General features: G+C 69.6%; 15 protein-coding genes. 10 read left to right on the top strand and 5 right to left on the bottom strand.

Features of this window, described 5'->3' with window-relative positions:
• Nucleotides 1-4 precede the first annotated feature (4 nt).
• The 3 genes from ALI22I_RS45095 (at nt 5) to ALI22I_RS45085 (ending at nt 3,451) form a co-directional block, all read left to right on the top strand.
• Nucleotides 5-1,288, top strand: a complete 1,284-nt coding sequence (locus ALI22I_RS45095; protein WP_077011673.1) for an ABC transporter substrate-binding protein — start codon at nt 5-7, stop codon at nt 1,286-1,288.
• A complete protein-coding gene (locus tag ALI22I_RS45090; RefSeq protein ID WP_077011672.1) occupies nt 1,285-2,436 on the top strand; it encodes an enolase C-terminal domain-like protein in 1,152 nt (383 codons plus the stop codon). The genes ALI22I_RS45095 and ALI22I_RS45090 overlap by 4 nt, the downstream gene beginning before the upstream one ends.
• Nucleotides 2,437-2,515: 79 nt before the next feature.
• Nucleotides 2,516-3,451 carry a pectate lyase family protein gene (locus tag ALI22I_RS45085; RefSeq protein ID WP_077011671.1) on the top strand — a complete coding sequence of 312 codons (936 nt, stop codon included), beginning with the start codon at nt 2,516-2,518 and terminating at the stop codon, nt 3,449-3,451.
• Between the two features lie 457 nt (nt 3,452-3,908).
• Here the strand turns inward: ALI22I_RS45085 and ALI22I_RS45080 are convergent, their stop codons facing one another.
• Nucleotides 3,909-5,255 carry an MBL fold metallo-hydrolase gene (locus tag ALI22I_RS45080; RefSeq protein WP_077012089.1) on the bottom strand — a complete coding sequence of 449 codons (1,347 nt, stop codon included), beginning with the start codon at nt 5,253-5,255 and terminating at the stop codon, nt 3,909-3,911.
• 283 nt (nt 5,256-5,538) lie between these two features.
• Here ALI22I_RS45080 and ALI22I_RS45075 point away from each other — a divergent pair, with 283 nt between their 5' ends.
• Nucleotides 5,539-7,977, top strand: a complete 2,439-nt coding sequence (locus tag ALI22I_RS45075) for a tetratricopeptide repeat protein (protein WP_077011670.1) — start codon at nt 5,539-5,541, stop codon at nt 7,975-7,977.
• 121 nt (nt 7,978-8,098) lie between these two features.
• On the opposite strand, the gene yjfF is transcribed toward ALI22I_RS45075, so the two are convergent.
• From yjfF to ALI22I_RS45055, 4 genes are all read right to left on the bottom strand, one after another.
• Nucleotides 8,099-9,118 (bottom strand): galactofuranose ABC transporter, permease protein YjfF, encoded by a 1,020-nt coding sequence (gene yjfF / locus ALI22I_RS45070; protein WP_443217024.1) that lies wholly within the window; start codon nt 9,116-9,118, stop codon nt 8,099-8,101.
• Nucleotides 9,115-10,077 carry an ABC transporter permease gene (locus ALI22I_RS45065; protein WP_077011668.1) on the bottom strand — a complete coding sequence of 321 codons (963 nt, stop codon included), beginning with the start codon at nt 10,075-10,077 and terminating at the stop codon, nt 9,115-9,117. Before ALI22I_RS45065 ends, yjfF begins: the two co-directional genes overlap by 4 nt.
• Nucleotides 10,074-11,570, bottom strand: a complete 1,497-nt coding sequence (locus ALI22I_RS45060; protein ID WP_077012088.1) for a sugar ABC transporter ATP-binding protein — start codon at nt 11,568-11,570, stop codon at nt 10,074-10,076. Before ALI22I_RS45060 ends, ALI22I_RS45065 begins: the two co-directional genes overlap by 4 nt.
• Nucleotides 11,571-11,669: 99 nt before the next feature.
• Entirely contained in the window at nt 11,670-12,602 is a 933-nt protein-coding gene (locus ALI22I_RS45055) for an ABC transporter substrate-binding protein (RefSeq protein WP_179118585.1), read from the bottom strand.
• Nucleotides 12,603-12,948: 346 nt separating this feature from the next.
• Here ALI22I_RS45055 and ALI22I_RS45050 point away from each other — a divergent pair, with 346 nt between their 5' ends.
• The 6 genes from ALI22I_RS45050 (at nt 12,949) to ALI22I_RS45025 (ending at nt 22,800) form a co-directional block, all read left to right on the top strand.
• Nucleotides 12,949-15,102, top strand: a complete 2,154-nt coding sequence (locus tag ALI22I_RS45050; RefSeq protein WP_443217023.1) for an immunoglobulin-like domain-containing protein — start codon at nt 12,949-12,951, stop codon at nt 15,100-15,102.
• 12 nt (nt 15,103-15,114) lie between these two features.
• On the top strand, nt 15,115-17,592 hold the full coding sequence (locus ALI22I_RS45045; protein WP_077011665.1) for an alpha-L-arabinofuranosidase C-terminal domain-containing protein: 2,478 nt from the start codon (nt 15,115-15,117) through the stop codon (nt 17,590-17,592).
• On the top strand, nt 17,589-19,082 hold the full coding sequence (locus tag ALI22I_RS45040; RefSeq protein WP_077011664.1) for a family 43 glycosylhydrolase: 1,494 nt from the start codon (nt 17,589-17,591) through the stop codon (nt 19,080-19,082). Before ALI22I_RS45045 ends, ALI22I_RS45040 begins: the two co-directional genes overlap by 4 nt.
• A 165-nt stretch (nt 19,083-19,247) precedes the next feature.
• Entirely contained in the window at nt 19,248-20,234 is a 987-nt protein-coding gene (locus ALI22I_RS45035) for a LacI family DNA-binding transcriptional regulator (RefSeq protein ID WP_077012087.1), read from the top strand.
• 252 nt (nt 20,235-20,486) lie between these two features.
• Nucleotides 20,487-22,142 (top strand): ribulokinase, encoded by a 1,656-nt coding sequence (gene araB, locus ALI22I_RS45030; protein WP_143532778.1) that lies wholly within the window; start codon nt 20,487-20,489, stop codon nt 22,140-22,142.
• A 4-nt stretch (nt 22,143-22,146) separates the two neighbouring features.
• Nucleotides 22,147-22,800: an L-ribulose-5-phosphate 4-epimerase gene (locus tag ALI22I_RS45025; protein ID WP_077011662.1), complete on the top strand. Its 654-nt coding sequence runs from the start codon at nt 22,147-22,149 to the stop codon at nt 22,798-22,800.
• The last annotated feature ends 7 nt before the right edge of the window (nt 22,801-22,807 follow it).

Genomic DNA, 22,807 nt, shown 5'->3' with positions numbered 1-22,807 from the left:
CATCATGAGAAAACTGCTGGTCGCCGTGGCCGCCGCCGCGCTGGCGTTGACCGCCTGCGGGTCCGGGGACACGAGTAGTGGTGGCACGGCCACCATCACGTTCTGGGACAACAACGGCGGCCCTGCCCGCCAGCCGATCTACGAGGAGCTGATCAAGCGGTTCGAGGCCGCCAACCCGGACATCAAGGTCGAGTACGTCGGCATCCCCAGCGCGTCGGTGCAGCAGAAGTACGACACCGCCATCGTCGGCGGCGAGACGCCGGACGTCGGCGGCGTGACCACCTCGTACCTCGCGCACCTGGTCGGCCAGGACGCGCTGGCGCCCCTCGACGACCGCATCAGCGGCGGTCCGCTCAAGGACAAGCTGCTGCCCTCGCTGGTGGAGACGGTCCGCCAGACCGCGCCGGACAACAAGCTCTACATCGTCCCGTCCTCGGCCAACATGGACCTCATCTGGTACCGCACCGACTGGTTCAAGGACGCGGGCCTGGAGCCGCCGAAGACGTGGGACGAGTTCATCACCGCCGCCACGAAGCTCACCGACACGGCCGCGAACAAGTACGGCTACACCATCCGCGGTGGCGCGGGCTCGGTGTTCCAGCTCATCACCGAGGCCTACGCGTACTCCGGCGTGGACAGCTTCTTCAAGGACGGCAAGAGCACGCTCAACGACAAGGCCAACGCCGAACTCGTCGACAAGGTCGCCGACCTCTACAAGAAGGCCACGCCCGAGGCCGACGTCAACAACAGCTTCACCCAGATGATCGCCCAGTTCACCGGCGGCTCGGTCGCGATGATGCACCACAACCTGGGTTCCTACGGCGACGTCACCAAGGCGCTGGGCGACAAGGTCGCCGCCATCCCGCTGCCGGTCGGCCCGAGCGGCAAGCGGACCGTCGTGCCCAACCCGACCGACGGCTTCGCGGTGTTCAAGAACAGCGAGAACCCCGACGCGGCGTGGAAGTTCGCCGAGTTCCTGACCTCCGCCGAGTCCAACAGCTACTGGAACGAGAAGGTCGGCCAGATCCCGGCGAACACCGACGTGCGCAGCGAGGCGTGGATCGAGTCGAACGCGCACGTGAAGATGGCGCTCGGCGTGCTGGAGGACCCGGCCACCGTGCTCGTGCCCGCCCCGGTCTACCTGCCGCAGTACTCGTCCATCACCAAGACCGACAGCGAACCCCAGTACCAGAAGGTGCTCCTCGGCGAGCTGACCGGCCAGCAGTTCCTCGACGAGATGGCGAAGAAGCTCACCGAGGCACAAAAGGAGTGGGAGGACCGCAAGTGATCGAACGCGTCGAGGTGTCGGTGTTCACCACCACCGCGTGGACCGCGGTGGACCCGGCTGGGCACCGACACCCCAGCGCCGAGCACGAGGTCCGCGAGGCGCTGCTGGAGATCACCGATTCCGACGGCGTCGTCGGCCGCGTGCAGGTGCACCCCGACCAGCTGCGGCCCGCCGTGCTGGACTCGATCGTGCGGCCGGTGCTGGTCGGCGCGGACCCGTGGGACCGTGAGCGGCTGTGGCGGTCGATGGCGCGCAAGCAGCGCGGCTCGCACGGCCGGTTCACCGACCGGGCGCTCGGCTACATCGACACCGCGTTGTGGGACCTGGTGGGCAAGAGGGTCGAACAGCCGGTGTGGAAGCTGCTCGGCGGCGCCCGGTCCCGCATCCCGGCGTACGCCAGCACGATGTGCGGCGACGAGATGCCCGGCGGGTTGAGCACACCGGGCGACTACGCGTCGTTCGCGAAGCAGCTGGTGGAGCAGGGCTACCGGGCGATCAAGCTGCACACGTGGATGCCGCCGGTGCCCGGCGCGCCCAACGTGCGGGCCGACATCTCCGCGTGCGAGGCGGTGCGCGACGCCGTCGGCCCCGGTGTGGCGCTGATGCTCGACGCCAACCACTGGTACTCCCGCACCGAGGCGCTGGAACTGGGCCGCGCGCTGGAGGCACTGGACTTCTACTGGTTCGAGGAGCCGATGGAGGAGGCGTCGATCAGCTCCTACCGGTGGCTGGCCGACCAGCTGTCCATCCCGGTGATCGGACCGGAAGTGGCCTGGGGCAAGCACATGAGCCGCGCCGAGTGGATCACCTCCGGCGCGTGCGACATCCTGCGCGCCGGCCCGACCGACGTCGGCGGCATCTCGCCGACGCTCAAGGCGCTGCACCTGGCCGAGGCGTTCAACATGGACTGCGAGATCCACGGCGACGGCTCCGCCAGCCTCGCCCTGCTCGGCGGCACCGACAACGGCCGCTGGTACGAGCGCGGCCTGTTGCACCCGCTGCACGACTTCGACCGCGTGCCGCCCCACCGGCTCGCGATCGCCGACCCGCTCGACGCGGACGGCCACGTCACCATGACCTCCTCTCCCGGTCTCGGTGACGAGTTCGACGTCGAGCACATCCGCAAACACACCATTGAGAGGTGGTGAGTCCGGTGTAGACCTCAGGCCGCCGCCACGTCTTACCGCCGCCGTTTCCTGTCATCCACTGTCGTATGGAGGAAACCGCATGTCCCGCAAGATCTCCCGTTCCCTGCTCGCGGCCGCGGCGCTGGTCGCCACCGCGACTCTGGCCGCACCCTCGGCCAACGCCGCCTCGTTCAACCTCGAAGGCTGGGGTACGCAGTGCGGCGGCACGACCGGTGGCGGCAGCGCCGCGACGGTCACCGTCTCCACCACTTCGGCGTTCGTGTCGGCCGTCGGGTCGTCGAGCGCGTCGGTGGTCCGGGTCTCCGGCACCATCAACCTGTCGAGCATGACCAAGGTCGCGTCGAACAAGACCATCATCGGCAACTCGGGCGCCACCATCACCGGCCACGGCCTGAACGTCTCCAACGCGTCGAACGTCATCATCCGGAACCTGAACTTCCGGGGCTGGGGCGACGACGCGATCAACGTCCAGTACTCGACCAGGGTGTGGATCGACCACAACAGCCTGAGCAACGGTTACGACGGCGCGATCGACATCAAGCGCGCGTCCGACTGCGTGACCGTGTCGTGGAACAAGATCAGCTCCCACGACAAGTCGATGCTGCTGGGTCACAGTGACGACAACGGTGGCGAAGACCGCGGCAAGCTGCGCGTCAGCTACCACCACAACTGGTTCGACGGCACCAACCAGCGCCACCCGCGCGTGCGCTTCGGCAACCCGGTGCACGTCTACAACAACTACTACGGCGGCGTGACGTCGTACGGTGTCGCCTCCACCATGGAGGCCGGCGTGCTCGTGGAGGGCAACTCCTTCGAGAACACCGAAGACCCGTTCCACCGCGGTGAGGGCTCCTCGCCGGCCGCTAACCTGGTGGCGCGCAACAACTGCCTGGTGAACTCGGGCTCGGGTGACCAAGGCGGCTCCGTCAGGGCGATCCCGTACTCCTACGCCCTCGACGCGTGCGGCAGCGTGAAGTCGATCGTGCAGAGCGGTGCGGGCACGGGCAAGATCTGACGCCCTGTCAGTAAATCGGCGGCCCCTGGCAACTCTCCCGCCAGGGGCCGCCCCCGTGTCTTCCCACACCACCTTGACGTGTTTACTTCCCTTCACGTGTGCACTTCGAGGTGTGGATCAACGGTCCACAGAAGATCGACCCGGTAGACTGGCCTGGCCTGGCCTGGCCTGGCCTGGCCTGGCCTGGACGAACGAGCCGTCTCCGCTGACCGCCAAGATCACCCAGACGAGCGAACAAATCGCCAACGGGAAACTTTCAGCGCACCATTGACGTTGCCGGGTTAGAAGGAGGCGGCACCCCCAGGCAGCACTCGAACCCACCCACACAACTCCACCCACCGAACCAACACACCGAAACCACCCACACGACTCCACCGCCGCCGAGCGCGCCCAGCAACAGCCTGACGACGGCTCCGACCACCAACGCGAGGGCCGGCGCCCGCGAGGACCAGCGCTGTCACGGTGTCGTGATCGGCACGCCGGCGTCCGCGGCTTGGGCCCAGTCGCCGTCCACGTGCACCACATCGTGCCTGGCCCGGTGCAGCAGGCTTGCCGCGATCCCGGCTCGGTAGCCGGAGGCGCAGTGCACCCAGACCTCGCCGGCCGGCACCTCGTCCAGCCGGCGGACCAGGTCGTGCAGCGGGATGTGGACGCAGCCGGCGACGTGACCGGCTCGGTGTTCGTCCGCGCGGCGCACGTCCAGCACGATCGGTGGTTGCTTCTGGCGGGTCAGTTCGGGCCAGGTCGCGCGTCGGTAGCCGACCAGCGGGTGGCCGGGTGCGATGCCGTGGGCCGGGTCGCCGATCGCCGCGTCGGGGCGGTCGATGCCGATGCGGGACAGGTCGCGGATCGCCGCGCGGACGTCGGCCTCGGAGCCGACCAGGGTGATCGGTTCGCCCCAGGGGAGCGTCCAGCCGAGGTAGGTGGTGAAGCTGTTGCCGTACTCGATGCCGACCGTGCCGGACAGGTGGCGGGCGGCGAACGCGACCCGGTCGCGCAGGTCGACCACCCACTGGCCGTTCGCGATCCGCGCTTTGAGCTCGTCGGCGCGGAGCGGTTGCGGGACCGACAGGTCGGGTGCGGCCGGTCCGCGGAGGTTCAGCGGGGCCATGTGCGAGTAGTACGACGGGTACGCGCTGAGGTTGTCGATCAGGGTGCGCACGAAGTGGTGCTCGTCGGGGTCGGTGAGCGCGTGGTTGGACCGGCGCTGCTCGGCGATGGTGGACGAGTCGGCTACGACCGCCGGTCCGGACGAGCAGAAGCTGCCGAACCCGTGCGTCGGGTGCAGGGTGGCGTCGTCACCGGCGTGGTCGGCCAGGGCGCGGGCCGAGCGGTACTGGGCGCGGGTCAGGTCGGCGGTCTTGTCCGGTGCGACGAGGTCGGTGCGGCCGACCGAGCCGAACAGCAGGTTGCCGCCGGAGAACACGGCCCGCTGCCCTTCGTGCTCGACCACGTAGGCGAGGTGGTGCTCGGTGTGGCCGGGGGTGGCGACGGCGGTGACGGTCATCGTGCCGACCGCGAACTGGTCACCGGGGTGGACCGGGTGGCGCTCGAAGGACACGTCCTCGGCCGCGGCCACCAGGTAGGTGGCGTGGTGGTGGCGGGCCAGCGCCAGACCGCCGGTGACGTAGTCGTTGTGCACGTGCGTCTCGGCGACGTGCGTGATCCGGACGCCCAACCGTGCGGCCAGGTCCTCGACCCGGTCGAAGTCCCGCTGAGGATCGACCACCAGCGCCGACCCGCCGTCGTGCACGAGGTAGCCGCGGTCGCCCAGTGCCTCGGTGCTGATCGTCTCGACGTTCATGCACGCCTCCGTCATTGAGCGACGCAGCCAATGTGCGGACATTCAGGTCAACGATGGCGTCCGGCAGCCTCGGACTCGCCAGCCACCGCGTACCAGTCGCCGCACACCATTGTGTGCCGCCACCCACGCAGGTGCTCCCCGGGGCGGTGACGGAGGAGACCGGGGCGAACGCGCTGAGTGACAGTGCGAGCAGGACGTGGCTATGCGTGAACGGGCACGTGTCGCGCCCCCGCTCCGGGCCGCTGCGGAGATCTAGACTCGATCACCTTGGGGAGGTGACGGGTTGAGCGACCCGAAAACGGCGTTCGCGCAGGCGTTGGCGAGCTTGCGGGGGCGGTTGCCCGACGTGTCGGACGAGGCGGTGGCGCGGCGTGCGAGCGCGGTGGTCCTGCCGTCCGGGCGGCGGGTCGCGGTGAACGCGCGGCGACTGGGGGAGTGGGTCGGCGGCCAGTCCGTGCCGCGCGATTTCGACGCCGTGCTGGCCGTGGCGCTCGCCACCGGCGGCGTGCCGGGGCTGAACACGCTGCGCGACCTGTGGCGGGCCGCGCGCCAGGACCGCCGGGCCACCCCGAAGTCCGGACGCGTGGTCGTCGGACGACCGCCCACCGACGCGGCCGCGTTATGCGACCGGACCGAGCTGGCTGACGCGGTCGACGCCGCGTTGCGGGCCGACGACGTCCGGCAAGTGCTGCTCACCGGGCCCGGTGGCGTGGGCAAGTCGCAGTTGGCGACCGCCGCGTTCCACCGGGCGCGGGCCGACGTGCTGGTCTGGGTGGGCGCGCGGACCAGGCAATCCGTGCTCACCGGGTACGCCCGCGCGTGGCGCGCGCTGGTCAAGGCCGAGGCGGGCGCCGACGACGAGGCCCAGGCCGACCTGTTCCTGGCCTGGCTGCGGTCCACCGGCACGTCGTGGCTGATCGTGCTGGACGACGTGGACGACCCCGCGGAGTTGGCCGGGCTGTGGCCCGTCGGCGACGCGGGGCGCACGCTGGTCACCACGCAACGACGGGACGCGTCGCTGCTGCGGCCGGACGTGCGGATGATCCCGGTGGGCACGTTCGCCCCGGACGAGGCGACCTCCTACCTGTCTGCCCGGTTGTCGGTCGATCCCCGGCACGACCCGGACGAACTGGCCGCGCTCGCCGACGCGCTCGGGTGCTTCCCGCTGGCGCTGTCCCAAGCCGCCGCGTTCCTCATCGACACCGGCACGGACGTGCCCGCCTACCTCGATCTGCTGGCCGACCGACGGCAACGGGTGGCCGACCTGTTCCCGCCGTCGTCACCCGGTGACGAGCACGTCGACACGGTCGCGGGTTCGGTGCGGCTGGCCGCGGAACGGGCCGAGTCGCTGGCCGCCAACGCGGTCGAGGTTCTCGGCCTGGTCTCGGTGCTCGCACCGGACGGCATCCCGGAAGCCGTGCTGCTCGACGGCGGCCGCAACCTGCTGGCGCTGCGGGCGTTGCACCGGCTCAACCTCGTCACCCACCACGGCAGGGTCGAGGCGCACGCGCTGGTCCAGCGTGCCGCGCGTGACCTGGTGCCGGACCTTTCCGCGGTCGCGGTGGCGGCGGCCGACGCGATCGAACGCGAGTGGGCGATGGCCGACCCGGACACCGCGGCGGCGTTGTACCGCAACGTCGAGGTGCTGCGGTCGGTCGCGGGGGAGCACCTGTGGGCCGGCGCCATGCACCCCGTGCTGCGCCGGCTCGGGCAGTACCTGTCCGGCATCGGCCGCACCGCCGCGTCCCGTGACGTGGCGTCCGAGCTGCTGGCCCGTGCGGTCGAACCCCGCGATGTGGTCGTGCTGCGCACCCAAGTGGCCAAGGCCATCGGCGACCTAGGCGACACGACTACCGCGCTGGTGCACTTCAACGAGATCCGGACCGCCGCCGAACGCGACCTCGGCCCGACCGACCTCGACACCTTGTGGGCCCGCCTCTACCAGTCCAGTTACCGGATGGAATCCGGCCAGATCGAGACCGCGCTCGCCGAACTGACGTCCCTCGTCGCCGCCTGCGACCTGCCCGCCGCACACCCGCTGCTGGTGGCGGCCGAGGACGACCGCGTGCTGTGCATGGGCCTGTCCGGCGACATCACCGGCGCGCGTGACGCGGCGACCGCGCTGGTGACCGTGCTGCGCGAGGAACTGGGGCCGCGGCACAAGCAGACGTTGCGGGTGCTGGTCGGCCTGGGCCGGTGGATCGGCGAGACCGGCGACGCGCGGGCCGCCGTGGCGACTTACCAGGAGGCCGTCGACGGGCTGGAGGCCGTGGCCGGACGCGTGTACCACGACACGTTCATCGCCCGGCACAACCTGGCCTACTGGCGTGCCGTCGCGGGAGACTTGCAGCAGGCGATCACCGAATTCGAGACCGCCGCGGCCGACGCCGAACTCGGCCTCGGCGCCAGCCACCCGACGACCCTGACCTACCGGTCGAACCTGGCCTTCTGGCGCGGGGTGGCGGGCGACCCGGAGGCGGCGGGCCACCTGGCCACCCTGCGGCGGTCGGTCGAAGCCGTATTCGGCCCCGACCACCCCCGCGTGCTGCGGATCAGGCAACAACGCGCCGAACTCCTGCACCGGGCCGGCCGGCGCGCCGAAGCGGTCGACGAACTGCGCGAGGTGCTGTCCGAAATGGCCCGCGTGCAGGGCGCCAACCACCCGCGCACCCGTGAAGCCGCTGTGTTGCTGGCCGGCTGGGAGTCGTCTCCGCCAGCGTGAACGAACCGGCAACGGCGTCGCGGCGTTTGCCGGCTGGGCGGCGGGCGGCACTGACGCAGTCAGGCGGCCGGCCCCCTGTTACCGGGCCGGCCGCCTGACCGAATGTCACGAACCAGGACGGCTACGTCCGCCGGACGATGATCCGCTGCAACGCGATGAACGCCAGCAGCAGGGCGCCGATCACGATCTTCGTCCACCACGACGACAGCGTGCCCTCGAACGAGATCAGGGTCTGGATCGTGCCCAACACCAGCACGCCCACCACCGAGCCGATCACGAAGCCGACACCGCCGGACAGCAGGCTGCCGCCGACGACGACCGCGGCGATCGCGTCCAGTTCCATGCCCACCGCGTGCAGGCTGTAGCCGGACAGCATGTAGAGGCTGAACAGCAGTCCGCCCAACGACGAGCAGAACCCGCTGATCACGTACACGCCGATCTTCACCCGCGTCGTCGCCAGGCCCATCAGCCGGGCGGACGACTCGCTGCCGCCCACCGCGTACACGGTGCGGCCGAACCGGGTCAGGTGCAGCACGTACACCGCCGCGATCACCGCCACCAGCGCGATCACCACGGGGTAGGTGATGGTCACGCCGCCCGGCAGTTCGATCGTCCCGGTGGCCACGTCGCGGAACGTCGGGTTCTTGATCGACACCGACTCCACGCTGATCACGAAGCACAGGCCGCGGGCCAGGAACATGCCCGCCAACGTCACGATGAACGGCTGCACGCCGAACCGGTGGATCACCCAGCCCATGGCCAGGCCGAGACCGGAACCGGCCGCGAGCACCGTGATCACCACCAGCCACGCCGGCCACCCGGCCTGCAGCGCCGACGCCGCGATCATGGTGGACAGCGCCACCACCGACCCCACCGACAGGTCGATGCCGCCGGTCAGGATCACGAACGTCATCCCGACCGCGAGCACGATCAGGAACGCGTTGTCGATGAACAGGTTCGCCATCACCTGACCGGACGCGAACCCCTCGTAGCGCGCCGAGCCGACGCCGAACGTCGCCACGAACACCACGAAGGTCGCGATCACCGGCAGGAACCGCGACGGCACCTTGGAGACCACCTGCCCCAACCCGCGCGACGACCCGGAGGGCTTGGCGGGAGGGCTCATCACTGAATTGCTCATGCGGGCACCCCTTGCCTCACCCGAATCCGAATCGGCGCCTGCATCAGGCACACCGCGATCACCACGACCGCCTTGAACACCAGCGTGATCTCCGGCGCGATGCCGATCGTGTAGACCGTCGTGGTCAACGTCTGGATGATCAACGCGCCGAGCAGCGTGCCGGTCAGCGAGTACTTGCCGCCCGCCAACGACGTGCCGCCGATGACGACGGCCAGGATCGCGTCCATCTCGATCCACAGACCGGCGTTGTTGGCGTCCGCCGCACTCACGTTCGAGCTGATCATCAACCCGGCCACGGCCGCGCACAGCGCCGCGAACACGTACACCGTCCAGATGATCGTGCGCGCCTTCACGCCCGCCAGCCGCGACGCCGCCGGGTTCACCCCGACCGACTCGATCAGCAGGCCCAGCGCGGTCTTCCTGGTCACCAACGCGACCAGGCCGAGCACCGCCAGGCTGATCAGGATCGCGATCGGCAGCACCAGGAACCCCGCGCCCACCTCGCGGTAGGTCGGCGAGTCGACCGTGACGATCTGCCCCTCGGTGATCAGCATCGCGATACCGCGACCGGCCGTCATCAGCACCAGCGTGGCGATGATCGGCTGGATGCCCAGCACCGACACCAGGAACCCGTTCCACAACCCCAGCGCCGCGCACAGCAGCAGGGCCAGGCCCATGCCGATCCACGGGTCACCGCCGGAGGCGATGTACGTGCACGTCACCGCGCCCGCGATGGCCGCCACCGCACCGACCGACAGGTCGATGCCGCGGGTGGCGATCACCAGCGTCATGCCCAACGCGATCAGCAGCGTCGGCGCGCCGTTGCGCAGGATGTCGATCAGGCTGCCGTAGAGGTGCCCGTCCTGCAGCCGCAGCGAGAAGAACGACGGCGTGACCACCACGTTCAGCACGAGCAGCGCGACCAGCGCCAACACCGGCCAGAGCAATCGGTTCTTCACGACGCCACCGCCTTCTCCACGCCGCCGCCGCCCGCGATGAGCGCCATCACGTCGTCCACGCCCACCGCGCCGCCGTCGAGTTCGGCGACCTTCTGCCGGTCGCGCATCACCACGACCCGGTCGGCGATCCGCACGACCTCTTCCAGTTCGGCGGAGATGAACACCACCGCCATGCCCTCCGCGGCCAAGTCCGCCACCAATTTCTGGATCTGTGCCTTCGCGCCGACGTCGATACCGCGCGTCGGCTCGTCCAAGATCAACAGCCGCGGCTCGGTCACCAACCACCGCGCCAACAGCACCTTCTGCTGGTTGCCGCCGGACAGCGTGCCCACCACCGCGTCGGGGTTCGCGGGCCGGATGTCCAGCATCTCCATGTACTTGGCCACCAGCTCGTCGGCCAGCTTGCGCGGCACCGGCCGCAGCCAACCGCGCGCGGCCTGCATCGCCAGGATCAGGTTGTCCCGCACGCTCAGGTCCGCCACCACGCCCTCGGCCTTGCGGTCCTCCGAGGAGAACGCGATGCCGACCTCGATCGCCGACCGCGGCCCGCGCAGGTGCACCGGCTTGCCGTCGACCAGGACCCGGCCGGAATCGGCCTTGTCCGCGCCGAACAGCAGCCGCGCCACCTCGGTGCGGCCCGAACCCAGCAACCCGGCCAGGCCCACCACCTCGCCCGACCTGATCTCCAGGTCGAACGGCGCGACCGAACCCTTGCGGCCCAGACCCTCCGCCACCAGCAGCGGATCACCCGGCGTGCCGGTGCGGCGCTCGATCTCCTCCAGCACGCCCATCTCACGACCCAGCATCGCCGACACCAGGTCGATCCGGCTGAACGTGGCGGTGGCGTGCTCGCCGACCAGACGGCCGTTGCGCAGCACCGTGATCCGGTCGGAGATCTCGTACACCTGCTCCAGGAAGTGCGTCACGAACAGCACCGCGACACCCTCGTCGCGCAGCACCCGGATGATCCGGAACAGCTCCGCGACCTCGTCCACGTCCAGGCTCGACGTCGGCTCGTCCAGCACGAGCACCCGCGCGTCCACCGCGACCGCACGTGCGATCGCGACGAGCTGCTGCACGGCGATCGGGTGGCTCTCCAACACCGAACCCGGATCGATGTGCAACCCGATGCGCGCCAACATCTCGGCGGCACGGGCGCGCATCGTCTTACCGTCGATGCGCCCGAACTTCCGCGGCTCACGCCCGAGGAGGATGTTCTCCGCCACGGTCAGGTTCGAGCACAGGTTGACCTCTTGGTACACCGTGCTGATCCCGGCGGCCTGCGCCTCGGCAGGCCCGCCGAACGACACGGAGCCGCCCGCGTAGCGGACCTCGCCCGCGGCCAGCGGGTGCACCCCGGTCAGCGCTTTGATGAGGGTGGACTTACCCGCTCCGTTCTCTCCCATCAACGCGTGGACCTCGCCGGGGAAAAGCCGGAAATCCACCTCTTGCAGGGCTTTCACTCCGGGGAACTCCACCGAGATGCCCCGCATGTCGACGACCGGCTCGGTCACCGGACAACTCCCTCACATGAGTGGGTGCGGTCCCCGCCACCACACCCGGAGGGTGGCGGGGACCGCTGCTTGTGGTGACTAGTACTTGCGGGTGGGGAGCGCGGCCTTGGCCTGCTCGGGGGTGAACGTCGTCTCCTCGGTCACCACGCGGGCCGGCACTTCCTCGCCCTTGAGGACCTTCTTCGCCAGGTCCATCAGCTGGTCGCCCAGCAGCGGGCTGCACTCGACGATGAAGTTGATCTCACCGGCGGCCAGCGCGGTCATGCCGTCCTTCACCGCGTCCACGGTGATGATCTTGATGTCCTTGCCCGGCACCTTGCCCGCGGCCTTGATCGCCTCGATGGCGCCCAGGCCCATGTCGTCGTTGTGCGCGTAGACGACGTCGATCTGCGGGACCGACTTCAGGAAGGCCTCCATGACCTGCTTGCCGCCGGACCGCGTGAAGTCACCGGTCTGGCTGGCCACGATCTTCAGGGGCGTGCCCGCGATGGCCTTCTCGAAGCCCTCCTTGCGGTCGATCGCCGGCGCCGCGCCCGTGGTGCCCTGCAGCTCGACGACGTTGACCGCGCTGCCCGCGTTGGCCTTCAGCCACTCGCCGGCCTTCTTGCCCTCCTCGACGAAGTCCGAGCCGAGGAACGTCTTGTACAGGGAGGTGTCCTCGGAGTCGACCGCGCGGTCGGTCAGGATGACCGGGATGTTCGCGCGCTTGGCCTCCAGCAGCACCGTGTCCCAGCCGGTCTCCACGACCGGGCTGAAGGCGATGACGTCCACCTTCTGCTGGATGTAGGACCGGATCGCCTTGATCTGGTTCTCCTGCTTCTGCTGCGCGTCGGAGAACTTCAGCTCGATACCGGCAGCCTCGGCGGACTCCTGGATCGACTTGGTGTTCGCGGTGCGCCAGCCGCTCTCGGCACCGACCTGGGCGAAGCCCATGGTGATCTTGCCGTCGTCCGCGGTGGTACCGGACGACGCGGTGTCCCCGGAACCGCACGCGGTCAACGCGGCCAACATGACCGCAGCTGCGGCGGTCGTGATCTTCTTCAACACTGGTCTTCCTCCGTGTGAACCCGAGACACTTGACGTCGCGGCGAACCGCGTGACGGTGGTCACCTGGTGGACAAGAGTGAGCGTTCACAATCCGCTCGTCAACCCCTCGGAAATGACGATTTTGCATCCTTGACACATTTGTTAGCCAGTCGTATGTTAGCGCTCACTTTTTGTGACACAGCACACCTGGACAGTACGGATGCCCTGTTCATCCGCGGCCCACGTGCCGCACGCAAGACGAGAGAGCGACGTCCCCATGGTCTCCCTTCGTCATCGCCCAGCACGCCCGTTCGCCGCGATACTCGTCGTGGTGCTCGCGGTCGCGGCCCTGAGCGCACCGCCCGCGTCGGCCGCCGACGGACTCGTAGTGCACTACCCCCTCACCGAGACGGCGGGCGCCGTCGCGACGGACGCCTCCGGCAGCGGTCGTGACGCCGCCATCATCGGTGACGCCACCCCTGCCGGTGCCGACGGCCTCCAGTTGGGAGGCGTCAACGGCCACGTCAAGCTGCCGGACAACGTCCTGCGCGGTCTGACCGACGTCAGCGTCTCGCTCCAGGTGCGCATCGCGCCAGACCAGGCGACGCCTTACTTCATCTACGGCCTCGGTAATTCCTCGGGCACGTTCGGTGACGGCTACCTGTTCACCACGGGCAACGGCTACCGCACCTCGATCGCCACCGGCAACTGGTCCACGGAGCAGACCGTGACGGCCGGCCGGAATCTGGCCAGGGGCGTTTGGAAAACGCTTACCTACACCCTCTCCGGCGGCACTGCGGTGCTGTACGAGGACGGCGTCGAGATCGCCCGCAAGACCGACGTCACGATCACCCCGGCCATGATCGGCGGCGGCACCACGACCGCCAACTACATCGGCCGCTCGAACTACAGCGGTGACCGCTACCTGAAGGGCGCGGTCCGCGACTTCCGCCTCTACAACCGGGCCCTCACCGCCGCCGAAGCGCACGACCTCGGCTTCGTGGCGGACGACGAGAAGGGTCGGCGCGACCTCGCGGCGATCGACCTCGGCGACACCTCGGCCGTCACGGCGAACCTCACCCTGCCCGTCACCGGGCCGTACGGCTCCACGATCACCTGGCAGTCCAGCGACCCCGCGCACGTCGGCACCGACGGTGTCGTCACCCGTCCCGCGCCCGGCAGCGCGCCCGCGACGGTGACGCTCACCGCGACCGCGTTCGGCCAGACTCGCGAGTTCCAGGTCACCGTGCGCCCGGAGCTGACCGACGACGAGAAGGTCGCCGAGGCCGACGCCGCGCTGGTCGTGTGGGACGAGAACGACATCCGTGGCAACATCACCCTGCCCACCACCGGCCTGCACGGCACCACGATCACGTGGAAGAGCGCCAAGCCCGAGGTCATCACGCCCACCGGCGAGGTCACCCGGCCCGCGTTCGGCGCGAAGCCGGTGAAGGTGCAGCTCACCGCGGAGATCAGCGCGGGCCGCGAGACCACCCGCAAGAAGTTCAAGGTCACCGTGACCCCGAAGCCCGAGCAGCAGGCCTACGAGGGCTACATGTTCGGCTACTTCACCGGTGAGGGCTCGGCCAACGGCGAGCAGATCTACTTCGCCGCCAGCCGCGGCAACGACGCCCTCAAGTGGGACGAGCTCAACCAGGGCAACCCCGTGCTCACGTCCTCGCTCGGGGACAAGGGTGTGCGCGACCCGTTCATCATCCGCTCGCCCGAGGGCGACAAGTTCTACATGATCGCCACCGACCTGAAGATCCACGGCAACGGCAACTGGGACCTGGTGCAGCGCAAGGGCAGCCGCTACATCGAGGTCTGGGAGTCCACCGACCTGGTCAACTGGTCGCAGCAGCGCCACGTGCAGGTGTCGCCCGAGACGGCCGGCAACACGTGGGCGCCCGAGGCGTACTACGACGAGTCGATCGGCGCGTACGTGGTGTTCTGGGCCTCCAAGATCTACGCCGAGAACGACCCGGAGCACACGGGCAACACCTACAACAAGATGCTCTACGCGACCACGCGCGACTTCCGCACCTTCAGCGAGCCGCAGGTGTGGGTGGACCCGGGCTACTCGGTCATCGACTCCACGGTGATCAAGCACGACGGCGAGTACTACCGGTTCACCAAGGACGAGCGGAACAACACCTCGACCACGCCGTGCAGCAAGTTCATCCTCGCCGAGAAGTCCACCGAGCTGCGTGACACCTCGTACGACTTCGTCGCCGACTGCATCGGCAAGGGCTCGATCAACCAGGGCGAAGGGCCGACGGTGTTCAAGTCGAACACCGAGGAGAAGTGGTACCTGCTCATCGACGAGTTCGGCGGACGCGGCTACGTCCCGTTCGAGACCACCGACCTCGCCTCCGGGCAGTGGCAGCTCTCGACCGGCTACGAGCTGCCCAGCCGGCCCCGGCACGGCACCGTGGTGCCGGTCACCAAGGCCGAACTCGACCGTCTCCGCGCTGCCTTCCCCTGATCTGGAGCACGCATGTCCCGCGTTGTGATGGCCGCGGCACTCGCCGCGACCCTGCTGGTCGCCGTGCCCGCTTCGGGCACGGCGGCCGACACCGACTACACCCTCACCATCGACCCGGCGGCCAAGGGCGCGTCGATCGACGACAGCATGTACGGCGTCTTCTTCGAGGACATCAACCGCGCGGCCGACGGCGGCCTCTACGCGGAGCTGGTGCAGAACAGATCGTTCGAGTACGACCGTGCGGACAACGCCACCTACACGCCGCTGACCGCGTGGGCGCCGACCGGCGGCACGCTCGACGTGGTGGACGACGACGCCCGCCTCAACGAGCGCAACCGCCGCTACCTGCGCCTCGGCCTGCCCGCCGGGGTGATCAACTCCGGGTACAACTCGGGGATCGCGGTGGAGAGCGGCAAGCGGTACGACTTCTCCGTCTGGGCCCGCACGGACCAGCCGGCCGGCACGCCGATGAGCATCGGCCTGACCGACCCGGCGGGCAACTACTTCGCGCCGCCGTTGAACATCCAGGTGCGCGGTGACGGCTGGGCGAAGTACACCGGCACGTTCGAGGCGCGCAAGTCCTCCACCACCGGCCGCCTGCTGCTCAACGCCGGCGGCACGGGCACGCTGCGCCTGGACATGGTGTCGCTGTTCCCGCAGGACACCTTCAAGGGCCACGGCCTGCGCAAGGACCTGGCGGAGAAGATCGCCGCCCTCGACCCCGGCTTCGTGCGCTTCCCCGGCGGGTGCCTGGTGAACACCGGCAGCCACTACGGCTACGAGGCCCCGAACTTCGAGCGCCGCCGTTCGTACCAGTGGAAGGACACCATCGGCCCGGTCGAACAACGCGCCACCAACTGGAACTTCTGGGGCTACAACCAATCGTACGGGCTCGGTTACTACGAGTACTTCCAGTTCTCCGAGGACGTCGGCGCGATGCCGCTGCCGGTGGTGCCCGCGCTGGTCACCGGGTGCGGTCAGAACCGCGCCACCGACGACCCGGCGCTGCTGCAACGGCACATCCAGGACACGCTGGACCTGATCGAGTTCGCCAACGGCCCGGCCGACTCCACCTGGGGCCGCAAGCGGGCCGAGATGGGGCACCCGGAGCCGTTCAAGCTCACCCACATCGGGGTGGGCAACGAGGAGAACCTGGCCGACGCGTTCTTCACCCGGTTCACCCAGTTCCGGGCCGCGATCGAAGCGAAGTACCCCGACATCACGGTCGTGAGCAACTCCGGGCCCGACGACACCGGCGCCAACTTCGACAAGCTCTGGCAGCTCAACCGCGACGCCGGCGTGAAGATGGTGGACGAGCACTACTACAACAGCCCGAGCTGGTTCCTGGAGAACAACGAGCGGTACGACAGCTACGACCGCAACGGACCCAAGGTGTTCCTCGGCGAGTACGCCTCCCAGGGCAACCTGTTCTCCAACGCCCTCGCCGAGGCCGCGTTCATGACCGGCCTGGAGCGCAACGCGGACGTGGTGAAGCTCGCCTCCTACGCGCCGCTGCTGGCCAACGAGGACTACGTGCAGTGGCGGCCGGACATGATCTGGTTCAACAACCACGCCTCCTGGGGCTCGGCCTCGTACGAGATGCAGAAGCTGTTCATGACCAACGTGGGCGACCACGTGGTGTCCAGCACCGCTTCGGGCACGCCGTCCACCCGTGAGCCGATCACCGGCGCGATCGGTCTCTCGACCTGGGCCACGGCCGCCTCCTACGACGACGTCAAGGTCACCTCGGCAGCAGGCCAGGAGCTGTTCTCCGACGACTTCTCGGCCGGCGCGAACAAGTGGATCGGCACCGGTCGCGGCGCGTGGAGCGTGGTGGACGGCGCCTACGTGCAGTCCGACGCCGCCGCCGAGAACACCCTGGTCACGGCGGGCGATCCGACCTGGCGCGACTACACCCTCAACGTCAAGGCCACCAAGCAGTCCGGCCGCGAGGGCTTCCTGGTCGCCTTCGGCGTCAAGGACACCGGCAACTACTACTGGTGGAACCTCGGCGGCTGGAACAACACCCAGTCGGCGGTGGAGAAGGCCGAGGGCGGCGCCAAGAGCACGCTGCTCACCGACACCACCAAGATCGACGCCGGCCGCGCCTACGACTTGCGGATCGAGGTCCGGGGCCGGAAGGTGCAGCTGTTCCTGGACGGGCAGAAGTGGGGCGAGTTCACCGACGACAGCGTCGCCGAGCCGTTCCGCCAGGTCGTCACCCGCGACCAGGCCACCGGCGAGCTGATCGTCAAGGTCGTCAACGCCCAGGACAACGCGGCCCGCACGAAGATCGACCTGGGCCCGAACACCTGGGTCGTGCCCACCGCGAAGGCCACCGTGCTGGAGGGCATGCCGGACGACGTGAACACGGAGTTCACCCAGCCGATCAAGGCCAGGCAGACGCAGGTGCGGGTCTCGAACTCCTTCACCCACACGTTCCCGCCGAACTCCGTGACGTTCCTGCGGATCAAGGACCAACGCCGATGACCGAGACTGGAGCCGACGTGACGCTCGACCGCAGAAGCCTGTTCCGCGCCGGCGGCGCGCTGGCCGTGGTGGGTGGCCTGTCCACCTCGGCGGCGGCCATCGCGGCGGAGGCCCAACCGGAGGCCGAGGCCGCGGCCGCGACGCCGGGTGGGCTGCCCACCCGCAACCCGCTGGTCGAGCAGCGCGCCGACCCGTTCATCACCCGCCCGGTCGACGGGATGTACTACCTGACCGGCTCGGTGCCCGAGTACGACCGGGTGGTGATCCGCGGCGCGTCCACCCTCGACGGTCTCGCCGACGCCCGCGAGCGCACCATCTGGCGGCGGCCGACGTCCGGGAAGATGGGCGGCTACATCTGGGCGCCGGAGCTGCACCGCATCGACGGCAAGTGGTACGTCTACTTCGCCGCCGGCGACTCCGACCAGCCGTTCCGCATCCGCACCTACGTGCTGGAATCGGCCAAGGCCGACCCGCGCGAGGGCGGCTGGGAGCTGCGCGGCGAGATGGTCACCGCGTGGGACACGTTCACCCTCGACGCGACCACGTTCGTGCACCGCGACAAGCGGTACTTCCTGTGGGCGCAGAGCGAACCCGGCATTGCCACCAACAGCAACCTCTACATCGCCGAGATGGCTTCGCCGCTGGCGCTCAAGTCGGCGCCGGTGCGGATCGCGACGCCGACGCTGTCCTGGGAGACCCAGGGCTTCAAGGTCAACGAAGGGCCGGCGGTGCTCATCCGCAACGGCCGGGTCTTCGTGACCTTCTCCGCCAGCGCCACCGACGCCCGTTACTGCATGGGTCTGCTCACCGCGGACGAGAACGCCAACCTGCTCGACGCGCGGTCGTGGACCAAGACGCCCACGCCGATCTTCACCACGAACGACGCGACCAGGCAGTACGGCCCCGGTCACAACTCGTTCACCACGGTCGGCGACCAGGACGTGCTGGTCTACCACGCGCGCGACTACCGGGACATCACCGGCGACCCGCTGTTCGACCCGAACCGGCACACCCGCGTGCAGCGGGTGCACTGGAACGCCGACGGCACGCCCAGCTTCGGCGTGCCGGTGGGCAAGGGCGGACCGGTGGTCCGGCTGTCGCCGCTCGACGCGCCGAACCTGTTCGTGCGGCACTACGAGTACCGGCTCCGGGTGGACGGCAACGTCCGCGAGGTGGCCGACTCGCAGTTCCGGTTCGTGCCCGGCTTCCTCGGCGCGGGCACGGTGGCGGTGCAGTCGGTCAACTTCCCGGACCGCTACGCGCGGGTCGACGGGACCGCGATCCGGATCGACCCGTACGAGGACGCCGACGCCTACGGGCTGGCCGCGTCGTTCGTCCGGGTCCCGGGCCTGACCGATCGCGGCGCGGTGTCGTTGCGGTTGGCCGCCGACCCGGCGGCGTACCTCGCGCACGACACCGGGCGGCTGGTGGTGTCCAAGCCCGGTGACGACCGGCGCGCCAGGGAACGGGCGACATTCCGCCTGGGATGACGTGTTGCGGCCAGGTGCGCCCGGTCCCCGGTGAGACAATCGATCGGGCGCACTTGCGCGGTGAACAGGGCTAACAGGCCCTGTTATCGCTAACATCAAGGCAAGCAGTGTTCGGACAGTGGAGATGGGGACGTAGTGGACCACAGGACCTCGCGCGATCCCGCGATGACGGATGTCGCCCGGCTCGCCGGGGTCTCGCACCAGACGGTGTCGCGGGTGCTCAACGGGCACCCCAACGTCCGGGAGCAGACCCGACTGCGGGTGCGCGCGGCCATCGCCGAGCTGGGCTACCGGCCCAACAAGGCCGCCCGTGCGCTGGTGACCGGACGGTCCCAGCTGATCGGGGTGGTGGCGCAGAACTCGACGCTCTACGGCCCCGCGTCGCTGCTCGCCGCGTTCGAGGCGGCGGCGGCCGAGGCCGGGTTCGCGGTGAGCGTCGGCCGGGTCAACGTGCTGGACCGCAACTCCATCTCGGACGCCGTCGAGCGGCACCTCGACCAGCGTGTCGCCGGAATAGTGGTTATCGCGCCGACCGCGTCGGCCAACGAGGCCGTCGGCGAGGTGTCCGCGGGCATCCCGCTGGTCACCGTGGACGGCGACCCGGAGCGCTCCACCCCGCTGGTCACGGTCGACCAGGCGGCGGGCGCGTTCGCGGCGACAACGCACCTGCTCAGCGCGGGTCACCGCACGGTGTGGCACGTGTCGGGCCCGTCGGACTGGTTCGACAGCCTCGGTCGCATACGGGGTTGGCGGACGGCACTGGAGACCGCGGGCCTGGAGGTGCCGCCGGTCGTCCCGGCGGACTGGAGCGCGTCGTCCGGCTACCGGGCGGGCCAGATGCTGGCCCGGATGCCGGAGGTCAGCGCGATCTTCGCGGCGAACGACCACCTGGCGCTCGGCATCCTGCGGGCGATGAGCGAGCGGGGCCGCCGGGTGCCGCACGACGTGAGCCTCGTGGGCTTCGACGACGTGCCGGAGGCGGCGTACTTCATCCCGCCGCTGACGACCATCAGGCCGGACTTCGACGCCGTCGCCAAGGAGACCCTGGAGCTGCTGCTGGCCCAGGTCTCCGACGGCGACGTGGGTGCGCCGCAGCGCACCGTCGCGCCGTCGTTGGTGCAACGGGACAGCGTCGCTCCGCCCGCGGAGTGATCGCGGAGTGACGTCGTCCGGCTAGGGTCCGGGCTCGTAGTGGGCGCCGCCGGGGACGGCGGCGCAACACTTTCGTACTCTCTTCGCACATCTGCGGCTCCGCGTCGGGCGCGATCACGCCTACGCTGAAGCTGCGGGCGGTAGTCGCCCGAACCCGCTAAGCATCACGTTTTGTGCACGCTCACCAAGTCGTTAAGACCAGGTTGCGGGCAGGTCTTGACGCCGGGAATGTTAGCGATAACACTCCTTCCCATGGCGAGCGATCCGTTGGTGGTGGGTGTCGACTTCGGCACGTTGTCCGGCCGCGCGGTGGTCGTGCGGGTCCGCGACGGCCTTGAACTGGGCTCAGCGGTGCACGACTACACGCACGGCGTGCTGGACCGGGCGCTGCCCGGTGGGCGCGCCTTGCCCCCGGACTGGGCGTTGCAGGTGCCCCAGGACTACGTGGACGTGCTGCGCCACGCGGTGCCCGCGGCCATCGCCGACGCCGGGGTGGACCCGGCCGACGTGATCGGCATCGGCACCGACTTCACCGCGTGCACGATGGTCCCGGTCAAGGCGGACGGCACGCCCCTCAACGAGTTGCCCGAGTTCGAGACCAACCCGCACGCGTACGTGAAGCTGTGGAAGCACCACGCGGCCCAGCCGCAGGCGGACCGGATCAACCACCTCGCGGCCCAGCGCGGCGAGAGCTGGCTGCCCCGCTACGGCGGCCTGATCTCCTCGGAGTGGGAGTTCGCCAAGGGGCTCCAGCTGCTCGAAGAGGCCCCCGAGGTCTACGCGGAGATGGACCACTGGGTCGAGGCCGCGGACTGGATCGTCTGGCAGCTGGCCGGCGTCTACGTGCGCAACGCGTGCACGGCCGGTTACAAGGGCATCTACCAGGACGGTTACCCGTCCACCGAGTTCCTGGCGGCGCTCAACCCGGACTTCGCGGGCTTCGTCGCCGACAAGCTGGAGCACCCGCTCGGCCAGCTGGGCGACCGCGCCGGCGGGCTCACCGAGCAGGCCGCCGAGTGGACCGGCCTCACGCCCGGCATCGCGGTGGCCGTCGGCAACGTCGACGCGCACGTGACCGCGCCCGCCGCCCAAGCCGTGGAACCGGGCCAGATGGTCGCGATCATGGGCACCTCCACGTGCCACGTGATGAACGGCGACATCCTGCGCGACGTGCCCGGCATGTGCGGCGTGGTCGAGGGCGGCATCGTGCCCGGCCTGTGGGGCTACGAGTCGGGCCAGAGCGGTGTCGGCGACATCTTCGCCTGGTTCGTCGAGCACAACGTGCCGGCGGAGTACCACGAGACGGCCCGCGAGCGGGGCATCTCGGTGCACGAGCTGCTGACCGAGCTGGCCGCCCAGCAGCGCATCGGCGAGCACGGCCTGATCGCGCTGGACTGGCACAGCGGCAACCGCTCGGTGCTGGTGGACCACGAGCTGTCGGGCGTGGTGGTCGGGCAGACGCTGGCCACGCGCGCCGAGGACACCTACCGGGCGCTGCTGGAGGCCACGGCCTACGGCACCCGGGTGATCGTGGACTCCTACACCGACGCGGGCATCCCGGTGAACGAGCTGGTGATCGCGGGCGGCCTGCTGCGCAACCCGCTGCTGATGCAGATCTACGCCGACGTGACCAACCTGCCGCTGTCGGTGATCGGCTCGGAGCAGGGGCCCGCGCTGGGCTCGGCGATGCACGCGGCGGTGGCCGCGAAGGCCTTCGAGGACATCCGTGCCGCGGCCAAGGCGATGGGCTCGGTCAAGCGGGGCGTGTACCTGCCGATCCCGGCGAACGTCGTGGCCTACGAGCGGATGTTCGTCGAGTACCAGGAGCTGCACGACTACTTCGGGCGCGGCGTCAACGAGGTCATGCACCGGCTCAAGGCGCGGCGTCGTGCCGCCAAGGGGGAGTGAGTCCATGTCAGCCGTTTCCGACCTGCGTCGCACGGTCGCCGACCTGCACCGCGAGCTGACCCGCTACGAGCTGGTCATCTGGACCGCGGGCAACGTCTCGGCGCGCGTGCCGGACCAGGACCTGATGGTCATCAAGCCGTCCGGCGTGTCCTACGACGAGCTGGGGCCCGAGGCCATGGTCGTCACCGACCTGCACGGCACGCTCGTCGAGGGCGAGATGGCGCCGTCGTCGGACACCGCCGCGCACGCCTACGTGTACCGGCACATGCCCGAGGTGAACGGCGTGGTGCACACGCACTCGCCCTACGCCACGGCGTGGGCGGCACGCGGTGAGCCGATCCCGTGCGTGCTCACCATGATCGCCGACGAGTTCGGCGGCGACATCCCGGTGGGGCCGTTCGCGCTCATCGGCGACGACTCGATCGGCCACGGCATCGTGGAGACGCTGCGCGCCAGCCGGTCCAAGGCCGTGCTGATGCGCAACCACGGCCCGTTCACGGTCGGCAAGGACGCGCGGTCGGCGGTGAAGGCAGCGGTGATGCTGGAGGACGTGGCACGTACCGTCCACTTCGCACACCAGCTGGGCAAGCCGGAGCCGATCGAGCAGCACCACATCGACAGCCTTTACTCGCGCTACCAGAACGTCTACGGGCAATGAGCCCACG

This window comes from Saccharothrix sp. ALI-22-I, from assembly GCF_001984175.1.
Classification (GTDB): domain Bacteria; phylum Actinomycetota; class Actinomycetes; order Mycobacteriales; family Pseudonocardiaceae; genus Actinosynnema.
This window is presented reverse-complemented; position numbering and strand designations above follow the sequence as displayed.